The organism is Microbacterium sp. HMWF026 (assembly GCF_003061325.1).
Lineage (GTDB): Bacteria > Actinomycetota > Actinomycetes > Actinomycetales > Microbacteriaceae > Microbacterium > Microbacterium testaceum_E.
In genome coordinates this window covers 1-9,402 of the sequence record NZ_QAJB01000237.1, presented here as the reverse complement: position 1 = coordinate 9,402, position 9,402 = coordinate 1, and the positions used below count along the sequence as shown (strand labels likewise).

At 71.4% G+C, this 9,402-nt stretch carries 6 protein-coding genes; 4 read left to right on the top strand and 2 right to left on the bottom strand.

The window, feature by feature from the left end; translation table 11 throughout:
• Nucleotides 1-63: 63 nt before the first annotated feature.
• On the top strand, nucleotides 64-684 hold the full coding sequence (locus DBR36_RS09530) for an FMN-dependent NADH-azoreductase (RefSeq protein WP_108318854.1): 621 nt from the start codon (nucleotides 64-66) through the stop codon (nucleotides 682-684).
• Nucleotides 685-745: 61 nt separating this feature from the next.
• On the opposite strand, the gene DBR36_RS09525 is transcribed toward DBR36_RS09530, so the two are convergent.
• On the bottom strand, nucleotides 746-6,274 hold the full coding sequence (locus tag DBR36_RS09525) for an alpha-L-arabinofuranosidase C-terminal domain-containing protein (RefSeq protein ID WP_108318852.1): 5,529 nt from the start codon (nucleotides 6,272-6,274) through the stop codon (nucleotides 746-748).
• A 261-nt stretch (nucleotides 6,275-6,535) separates the two neighbouring features.
• Here DBR36_RS09525 and DBR36_RS09520 point away from each other — a divergent pair, with 261 nt between their 5' ends.
• Nucleotides 6,536-7,492 carry an acetylxylan esterase gene (locus DBR36_RS09520; RefSeq protein ID WP_108318858.1) on the top strand — a complete coding sequence of 319 codons (957 nt, stop codon included), beginning with the start codon at nucleotides 6,536-6,538 and terminating at the stop codon, nucleotides 7,490-7,492.
• Nucleotides 7,493-7,502: 10 nt separating this feature from the next.
• On the opposite strand, the gene DBR36_RS09515 is transcribed toward DBR36_RS09520, so the two are convergent.
• The gene (locus DBR36_RS09515) at nucleotides 7,503-8,063 is read right to left on the bottom strand and encodes an acyl-CoA thioesterase (RefSeq protein WP_108318856.1); all 561 of its coding nucleotides are present in this window, start codon (nucleotides 8,061-8,063) and stop codon (nucleotides 7,503-7,505) included.
• A 142-nt stretch (nucleotides 8,064-8,205) separates the two neighbouring features.
• On the opposite strand from DBR36_RS09515, the gene DBR36_RS09510 reads away from it, so the two are divergent.
• Nucleotides 8,206-8,712, top strand: coding sequence for a GNAT family N-acetyltransferase (locus DBR36_RS09510; RefSeq protein WP_108318850.1), 507 nt, complete (start codon nucleotides 8,206-8,208; stop codon nucleotides 8,710-8,712).
• A 1-nt stretch (nucleotide 8,713) separates the two neighbouring features.
• Nucleotides 8,714-9,402 (top strand): coenzyme F420-0:L-glutamate ligase (cofE, locus tag DBR36_RS09505; RefSeq protein ID WP_108318847.1); only part of this gene is annotated, 689 nt, incomplete at its 3' end.

Below are 9,402 nucleotides of genomic sequence, written 5' to 3'. Positions count from 1 at the left end.
CACCCGCACCCGCCCGGCGTCAAGCGTCCGGGCCGGCGGATCGGGGTTCGCGACACTGGCCCTATGCGCGTGCTCCACATCATCTCGTCCCCCCGCCACGACGGCGCCTCGGTCACGATCGCCTCGGCCCTGATCGATGCGCTGCGGGAACGGCATCCGGACATCGATGTCGACACGCTCGACGTGTGGCGCGAGGAGCTTCCCGAGTTCGACGAGCGCGTGATCGCGGCCAAATACAAGTGGGTCGATCAGGAACCGCTGGATGCCGTCGAGTCGCGCGCCTGGGCGAAGATCGACGACCTGGCCCGCCGCTTCCGCGAGGCCGACCGCATCGTCCTCGGCGTGCCGATGTGGAACTGGTCGATCCCCTACAAGCTGAAGCAGCTGATCGACCTCGCCGCGCAGCGGAACCTGCTTTTCACCTACGACGGCGTTCACTTCGGTCCCGCCGTGGACGTCGCGCGCGCCGACGTCGTCTTCGTCCGGGGCCAGTACTACGGCGAGGACGGGCCGACGCCGGGATCCGTCTTCGACCACCAGGTGGCCTTCGTCGAGTTCTTCCTGCGGACCATCGGGGTGCACGACGTGCGGTCGTTGATCGTCGACCGCACCTGGGATCCCGCCGCAGAAGAAGCCATCGCCGACGGTGTCGCGCGGGCGCGGCGACTGGCCGCGGCCGACTGAGCCGCCACGACGAGGGGTGCCCCGGCCGCGTCCGCGACCGGGGCACCCCTCGAGCACGACGTCAGGCGTCGCCACCCGCCGTCCGGCGACGGCGCTTCATCGCCGCGCCGATCAGCAGCGCCAGCAGACCCAGCACGAGCGCACCGCCCGACACCGCGCCCCCGGTCACCGCGAGGGGCGACGGCGCGCCGCCGGTCGAGGAGCCCGGGCCGGCCGAGGCTCCCGGTGCGGGAACGGTACTTCCTCCGCCCCCGGGCGTCGCCGCCGCGCGGATCTCGACCGCGACCGCGGCCTCGACGCCGCCGATCCGGGCGACGATGCGGTGCGAGCCGGCGGCGTCGGCGGGGAGCGTCACGCTCACGCGGAACGCCCCCACGGCGTCGGTGCGCACGGCACCCAGCTCGACCGGGGTCGAGTGCAGCTCGATCACGCCGTCCGCCTCGACCGGCCACCCCGTTCCCGAGACGGTGATCACGCCGCCCGCGACCAGATCGCCCGTGACCGAGAGGGTCGGCGCGCCCGCCTCGGCACCGATCGACGTCGATCCGACGCCGCTGACGTTGCCGGCGACGTCGACCGCGCGGTACGCCACGGTCGCGGCGCCCCCGCCCACCGAGACGCTCGCCTCGGCGCCCTCGACGGTCGTCCACGTCGCCGTGTCGCCGACGCGGTACTCGATGCGGGCTGCACCGGATGCCGCGTCGTCGGCCGCGAGACGCACCGTGCGGGCCGCGTCGTCGACGTCGGCCGTGACCGACGGGGCGGTGCGGTCGATGCGCACGGCTACCTTCGCCGACGGCGAGACGTTGCCGGCGGCGTCGGTCGCGCGGAACGCGAGGTTCCACGACCCCTCGGCCGGCGTGACCGCTCCCGTGTACGCAGCCCAGGTCGCGCCGTCGTCCGTGCTCACCTCGAGACGGGGAGCGGCGTCGACGTCGTCGGTCGCGGTCGCCGTGACCGACGGCTGCGTGACGTACCAGCCCGCCGCCCCGTCGGGGGCGGTCGGCGCGGTCGCCACCGACACCGTCGGCGCCTGGGTGTCCGCCACACGGGTGTGCATGCGCAGGAACGTCACCGAGTAGGGCGCGAAGGTCCGCGTGAAGGTGCCGGCGACCTCGACGCGCGAGGTCTGCGGCGCCACGGGGGTCTCGGTGGCGGTGTTCAGCGCCCCCGGCGCCGCCTGCAGCACGGTCATGTCGGCGGTCGGCTGCACGGCGATCCCGCCGAGGTCGACCTTCGTCACCGCCTCCTTCGCCTGCGCGTTGACGACCTTGAGGATGACATCGCCGGTGGCCTCGTCACGGGTCATGACCTGGGCGAAGGGCTCGAGCGCGGTGTTGGTGAACCGGCCCTGCTCGACCCCATCGGCGAAGAGGGTGACGTCGGCGCCGCGCACCTGGATGCGCAGGTCGTAGGTGCGCCCGGTCTGGATGTTCGGCGTGCCGGTATCGGTGACGATCGACTTCGCCCCGCCGACGGCCTTCTCGACGACGCTGCGGGTGTTGCCCCAGCCGCCGAGGTTCCACCACAGGTAGTCGGCCGAGCCCTTGACCCCGAACCCGACGAGGAAGCCCTCGGCACCGGCGAGCTTGGTCGCCTTGAGGGACACGTCGTAGTCGGTCGCCTCGAGGGCGGGACCGGCGACCAGGGTGTTGTTCGCCGTCGTCGACGACTGCACGTAGCTGCCGTCGGCGGCGGACCACGAGCCGGCGTCGGACAGCTTCGACCACCCGACGTCATCCTTGTCGGCGAAGTCGTCCGAGAACAACGTCCGTCCGTCGGGGGTGGTGACCTTCACGTCGTCGTAGCGCGCCGAGGTGCTCCACGTCGACAGCCCGACAGCGCCCGTGAGGGCGGTGGATGCCAGGTCACCGCCGGCCGTGGTCGGAACGACCCGGTCACCGGTGTTGTGCATGAACAGCTTCTGCACCTCGTAGTTGGCCGAACCCCACACCTGGTCGCGGTCGAACCAGATCAGGTCGGGACGCCACTGCGTGCTGCTCTGATCGGCCAGCAGCGGCGCGTACGAGGCCATCTCGACCACGTCGGCGTTGCGCTCGAGGCCCGTCATGTAGGCCGCCTCCGAGAGTGCGTTGAAGAAGCGGTTGTCGCGAGAGGCGTACTCGCCGATCCACACCTTCGGTCCGTTGCGGTCGTAGGAGTCGTAGCGGGTGTTGTGCGAGAGGAACCAGGACGGGTCGCGGTAGTAGTGCTCGTCGACCATGTCGACGTTCTCGGCCCTGTTCTGCTGCCAGTGCTTCTCGAAGGTGGCGCCCTCGGCGTCGGGCCCCGAGTTGCTGATGAGGATCATGTCGGGGTACACCGCCTCGATGGCATCCCGGAACTTCGTGAAGTTGGCCATGAAGGCCTCGGGGTAGTTCTCCTCGTTGCCGATCTCGATGCGGTCCAGGCCGAAGGGTGCCGGGTGGCCCATGTCGGCGCGGAGCTTGCCCCACGTGGTGTCGACGCCCCCGTTGGCGAACTCGATGAGGTCGAGCGTGTCCTGGATGTGACGCTGCAGCAGAGCGGGGTCGGTCGGCTGGAGAGGCTGGCCGCAGCCGTTCATCAGGGCGGGCACGTCGGGGACGGGCTTGGCGCCGATGTCCTCGGCGAACTGGAAGTACTCGTAGTACCCCAGACCCAGCGACTGGTTGTAGCCCCAGAAGTTGGCGTTGGTCGCGCGGGTCTCGACCGGCCCGACGCTGTCCTTCCACTGGTACGACCGCGCGCGCTCGTAGCCCGAGTCGACCGAGTAGTCCTCGTGGCTGTTGACGTTGACGATGCACCCGCCCGGGAACCGCACGAACTTCGGGTGCAGGTCCGCGATCTTCTGCGCGATGTCCTTGCGCAGTCCGTTCTCGCGCCCCTTGAACGTGTCGCGCGGGAACACCGACACCTCGTCGAGGCGCAGGGTGCCGCCACCGGCGGCCTGGACGAGCACGCGGGCGGCGTCGGTGGTGGCGGATGCCGTGACCTCGCCCTCGTACTTCACCCACCCGTCGCCGCCGACCGTGGCCGCGAACGGCTGCGACAGCGCGGTGCCGTCGGCGGCGCGCAGGACGATCGACACCGGGGTGCCCGTCGCCGCGGTCGTGCGCGCCCAGAACGACACGTCGTAGACGCCGTCCTTCGTCAACGCCACACCGGTGTCGAAGCCGGCGTTCTCGACGCCGAAGGTCCCGGCGCCGCCGGCGAGGTCGAGCTGCAAATAGGTGCGGTTGCGCTCGTTCAGACGCGCGGCGTCGTCGACGGGCTTCGCGGAGCCGGTCCCGCCGTTCAGCCCCACGGGCGTCCACGCGGTCATGCCGGTGAAGGCCCCGTTGTCGACCGGGAGGAACTCGAACGAGCGGTTGCGCACGAGCTCCGCGTACAGACCGCCGTCGGCGGCGTTGTTGATGTCCTCGAAGAAGACGCCGTACATCGCGTCGTCGATCTCGGCGCCCTGCGCCGACGGATCGGCGGTGATCGAGAAGTCGGCCGTCTCGTCCGTGGGGTACGCGGCGAGCAGACGCTGCTGCTCGGCGGCGCTGATGGGCAGGACGGTGCCGTGGCGGGGACGCGCGGGGAGCGTGGCATCCAGGACCGAGGTCCAGTCACCCGACGCGATGTCGCGGGTCTCGAACATCAGGTAGCCCTGGCCGCCGTGATAGCTCGGCTGGTCGATGAGCATGAACCAGTGGCCGGGTTCGGCGTTGTCCTCGAAGACCGTCGGTCCCTCGCCGTTGGTGAAGGTCCCGCCCCAGGGGTTGGGCTGCCCGACGCCGATCTGCTCCTTGACGAGCTGCCAGCCCGGAGCCGAGGTGGTCGTGGGCAGCGCGCCGACGACGGTGGCGGTCAGGTCGGTCGAGCGCTCCTGACGGACGGTCATGGATGCCTCGTCCTTGAGGAAGCGGTAGTAGGTCGCGCCGTCGCGCACGACGGTCGCGTCGATCGTGCCCTTGCCGGCTCCGCGCTGGACGTCGATCCACGGCTGCGGCTCGCTGAACGTGACGAAGTCCCGGGTGGTGACCATCATCATGCGGTTGTAGCTGTCGGCGGCCCGGCGTCCGGCGGTCGCGGCGCTGGGGTACAGGTTCGACGCCCAGTAGACGACGTACTCGCCGCGCTCGGCGTCCCACGTGGCCTCGGGGGCCCAGGTGTTGCCGGCCAGGGCGCTCGAGACGGTGACCTGGCGCAGCGGGCTCCACGTGACCAGGTCGTCGGACTGCCAGACGTTCAGCTTGCGACTGCCGACCTCCTGCGCACGACCGAAGTCGCCGTTGTAGAGGTCGAACATGTTGAGGTCGGTCGACAGCATGTAGAAGCGGTCCCCGTCGGGCGAGCGCATCACGAACGGGTCGCGGATGCCCTTCTCGCCCTGGTCCGAGCTCAGCACGGGGGTGCCGTCATTGAGCGTCAGCCAGCTCTTGGGGTCATCGCCGCGCGTGGTGGCGAAGGAGATCTCCTCGTCGGTCGTGGTGCTCTCGCCGGTGAAGAAGGGGAAGAAGTAGGCGCCCATGTCCTGCGGCGCCGGCAGGGGCTGCACCGTCAGGGTGAGCGTGCGGGTGGCGGTCACGGCGTCCTTGGCGACCGTCGCGGTGACCTGGACGGTCGCGGCATCCTCGCCCGCGGCGGGGCGGGTGACCTCGCCGGTGGTCGTCACGATGCTCTCGTCGCCGGACGCCCACGAGACGGTCGTGCCGTTCGCGCCGGTGGTGGGCAGGGTGACGTTGCCGCGCACGTCGTCGGCGCCGGGGATGTCCAGCGCTGCGGCCGCGGCATCCACCTCCTCCTGGTTCGAGGGCGCTCCCTCGGCCACGAGCGCCTTCACGTCGTCGTCGGTCAGGGCGCCGTCGTAGATGGCGACGTCGCGCACGCCGCCCTTCCAGACGCGGTCGGGGTAGGACGAACGGCCGATGTAGCCCACGAGACCGGCCCCGAAGTCGGCGACGGTGCGGGTGGTGGCGACGGTGCCGATCTTCGTGTCGTCGAGGTAGGAGGTGATCGAGGAGGGGGTGATGACGGTGGTGTACAGCGCCCACTCCCCGGTGGCCGCGGGACCCGGGATGCCCCGGGACGGATCGGTCGGCGCGATCCCGCGCTCGAGGGTCCAGGGCTGCGCCGAGACCGGCCCGTCGGTGAGCACCGACTTGACCTGACCGGCCGGGTTGGACGGGTTCAGCAGCCAGTACTGCGCGGGGAGGTTCTCGGTGGTGCCGAAGAACATCGCCGCCTGGTTGCCCGCTCCGGTGCGGTCCTGCAGCCACGCCGAGACCGTCACGGTGCTGCGTCCGTCGAAGAGGCCCGTGGGCAGCTCGACGTAGGCCGCCGACGACCCGTTCGCCCCTCCCGGCAGCGAGAGAGCGTCGCCCTCGACCGTCGCCCCGGTACCGCGCAGCGTGGCGTCGTGGCCGTGTCCCGAGGCATCGGGGACGGTCGTGCCGCTGAGGCCGGCGAAGTCGTACGACGCGAGCGGCGTCGGCAGCGGATCCGCGGATGCCGCGACGGCGGGGACGAGTCCGCTCAGGACGACCGCCGTGGCCGCGAGCAACGACCCCGCGCGGCGGAACGGCCGACGGGCGCTCCGGTTCTCGGAAAGGGGCAGCACCATACTCGTCCTCCTCGACGATGGGTGTCCGGCGGGGGCCGGGTGAAGTCCGTGCGCGAATGTGAGCGCTCACTATGCGTCATCTTGGATTTCACTGAGAAGCATGTCAAGTGACTGCGGAGGACAGATGTCATTCACCCGTCCGCGGTGTGAGGCCTCACATCCCTCCGACCGCGCCGGACCGCGCGGCGGGCGTCGACCGCATTGCTACTGTCGGTTCGCCCGCACCCACCAGGAGGAACCGTGGCCGTCACCTTCACCGACATGCCCCTCGAGCTGCTGCGCGCCTACCGCCCCGAGCTGCCCGCCCCCGCGGACCTCGACGCGTTCTGGGCGGACACCCTGGCGATGTCGCGTGCCGCCGCCCGGCCGAGCGCGCTCCGCGCGATCGAGGGGCCCGTGCGCGCGCTGCAGGTGCACGACCTGACGTTCACCGGTTTCGCGGGAGACGAGATCCGCGCCTGGGTCACGCGGCCGCACGGCGATGAGGTCCTGCCGGCAGTCGTGGAGTTCATCGGCTACGGCGGCGGGCGCGGCCTCCCCGGCGAGCGCATCAACTGGGCCGCCGCCGGCTACGTGCACGTGGTGATGGACACGCGGGGCCAGGGGTCGGTCTGGAGCCTCGGCGACACCCCCGACCCCCACGGTTCGGCGGCCGCCCACCCGGGCGTCATGACCCGCGGCATCCTCTCGCCCGAGGACTACTACTACCGTCGGCTGTTCACCGACGCCGTCCGTCTCGTCGATGAGGTGCGCGCGTTGCCGGGTGTGGATGCCGATCGCATCGCGGTCACCGGCGGCAGCCAGGGTGGCGGCACCGCGATCGCCGCGGCGGCGCTCTCGGGCGACGCGGTCGCCGCGGTGCTGCCCGACGTGCCGTTCCTCTGCGACTTCCCGAATGCGATCGTGCGCACCCCCTCGGCGCCGTTCACCGAGATCACGCGCTACCTGGCCGTGCACCGCGACGAGGCGGACCGGGTGCTGCGGACCCTCTCGTACGTCGACGGGGCGATCCTGGCGCGGCGCATCACCGCGCCGGCGCTGTTCTCGGTCGCCCTGATGGACGATGTCGTGCTGCCCTCGGGCGTCTTCGCGGCGTTCCACGCGCTCGCCTCCGACGATGCCGAGATCGAGGTGTACCCCTACAACGGGCACGAGGGCGGGGGCCACCGCCAGTGGATTACGCAGGTGGCCTGGCTCGACGCCCGGTTCGGTCGCTGACCGTCCGGCGCTACCCCCAGACGCTCGGCGCCGGGCGCCGCGTCGACGGCAGGGCCGACCCCTCGGCCCAGTCGTGCACCCACTGCTCGATATCGGGCAGTCCTTCAGGACGCCCCACGGCTGCGAAGAGCTCGTCGTGCGGCACCGTGCCGCCGGACCGGCGCAGGATGCGGGCGCGGATGACGGCGCGGGCGTAGATCTCGTCGCCGACGAGGGCGCGGTGCTCGAGGTACACCGCCCGATCGTCGTGGCCGATGAGCCGCGTCTCGAGGACGAAGCGCTGCCCGAGGTCGAGGGAGCGGCGGAAGGTGATGGTCTCGGCCGCGACCACGGCGTACCAGCGCTGGGCGGTCATCGCGCGCAGCAGGCCCGTGCGGGTGAGCAGGTCCCACCGACCGAGGTCGAACAGCGACAGATACCGGCCGTTGTTCATGTGGCGCAGCAGGTCGATGTCGGTCGGCAGCACCCGGATGCGCATCCGCGCGACGGTGTTCGGATCGAGGGCACCTTCGCGCCGCAGGCGGAGGCGGGCACGGAAGAGCACGAGGAGCGTGCGCCAGAGGACGTTCACGAGGGCCGAGCGTAGCGATCCGACCACGGAACGGCGATTGCGTTGTGCACGATCGACAAGGGGCCCCGCGGCGGATATACCGCATCGGGGCGCCGTTCGTCGCCGATTTCACCCGCGCCGGACCCGCGCGTAGAGTCGCGCCATGACTGCGGAAACCCGAACCGACATCGTCGTCCGTCCGGTGCGTGATGTGGATGCCGAGGCCCTCGGCCGCGTGCACGCCACCTGCTGGCACGAGACCTACGACCACCTGATCAGCAAGGCGGCCCTCGAGGCCGTCTCTCCCCGTCGCCTCGCCGAGCTGTGGACCCACTGGGCCGCCCAGGGCGACGACTTCCGGATGCACGCCGCGCTCGTCGGGGGCGAGATCGTCGGCTTCGTCGGCTCGGGACCCGCGCGCGACGACGACGCCCCGCGCGAGCGCGAGCTCTACTTCATCTACCTGCTCGACGCGTTCCACGGCACCGGGATCGGCCAGCAGCTGTTCGACGCCGCCGTCGAGGACGGCGAGGGACTGTACCTGTGGGTCGCGGACGACAACCCCCGCGCTCACCGCTTCTACACGCGCAACGGCTTCTCGCTCGACGGCGCCTCGCAGACGCAGCCGTTCCTGGGCGAGGAGCTCACCGAGGTGCGCTTCGTCCGCTGACGTGCTGCAGATCTGGGCCCTCGACGGCATCCCCGAGATCACCCCGCGAGATGACCTCGTCGGGGTGATCCTCGATGCCGTCGCGGCTCACCCGGCCGAGGGGTCGGCCTTGCGCGACGGCGACATCGTCGTCGTCACCAGCAAGGTCGTCTCGAAGGCCGAGGGTCGCATCATCCGGGCCGTCGATCGCGAGGACGCCATCACGCGCGAGACGGTGCGGCTGGTGGCATCCCGCACCTCCCCCTCGGGGCACGTCACGCGCATCGTCGAGAACCCCTTGGGCATCGTCTCGGCCGCGGCCGGCGTCGATGCCAGCAACACCCCCGAGGGCACCGTGCTGCTGCTGCCCGTCGACCCCGACGCCTCGGCCCGCGCCCTCGCGACCGGGCTGCGCGCCGCGACGGGCGCGCACGTCGGCGTCCTGATCACCGACACGCTGGGCCGCGCGTGGCGGGAGGGCCAGACGGACCACGCGATCGGGGCCGGTGGCATCCACGTCTTCGAGGACCTGCGGGGCACGACGGATGCCGAGGGCCGCCCCCTGGTGGTGACCCTGCCGTGCGTGGCCGACGAACTGGCCGCAGCCACCGACCTGGTCAAGGTCAAGGGCAAGGCGTCGCGCCGCCCCGTGGCGATCGTCCGCGGACGCGGCGACCTGGTGGGCGACCTCGACCTGCCGGGGGCGCGGTC

Coding starts and splice junctions, on each gene's coding strand:
- DBR36_RS09530 (WP_108318854.1), top strand. CDS start 64: ATGCGCGTGCTCCACATCATCTCGTCCCCCCGCCACGACGGCGCCTCG.
- DBR36_RS09510 (WP_108318850.1), top strand. CDS start 8,206: ATGACTGCGGAAACCCGAACCGACATCGTCGTCCGTCCGGTGCGTGAT.
- DBR36_RS09520 (WP_108318858.1), top strand. CDS start 6,536: ATGCCCCTCGAGCTGCTGCGCGCCTACCGCCCCGAGCTGCCCGCCCCC.
- DBR36_RS09525 (WP_108318852.1), bottom strand. CDS start 6,274: ATGGTGCTGCCCCTTTCCGAGAACCGGAGCGCCCGTCGGCCGTTCCGC.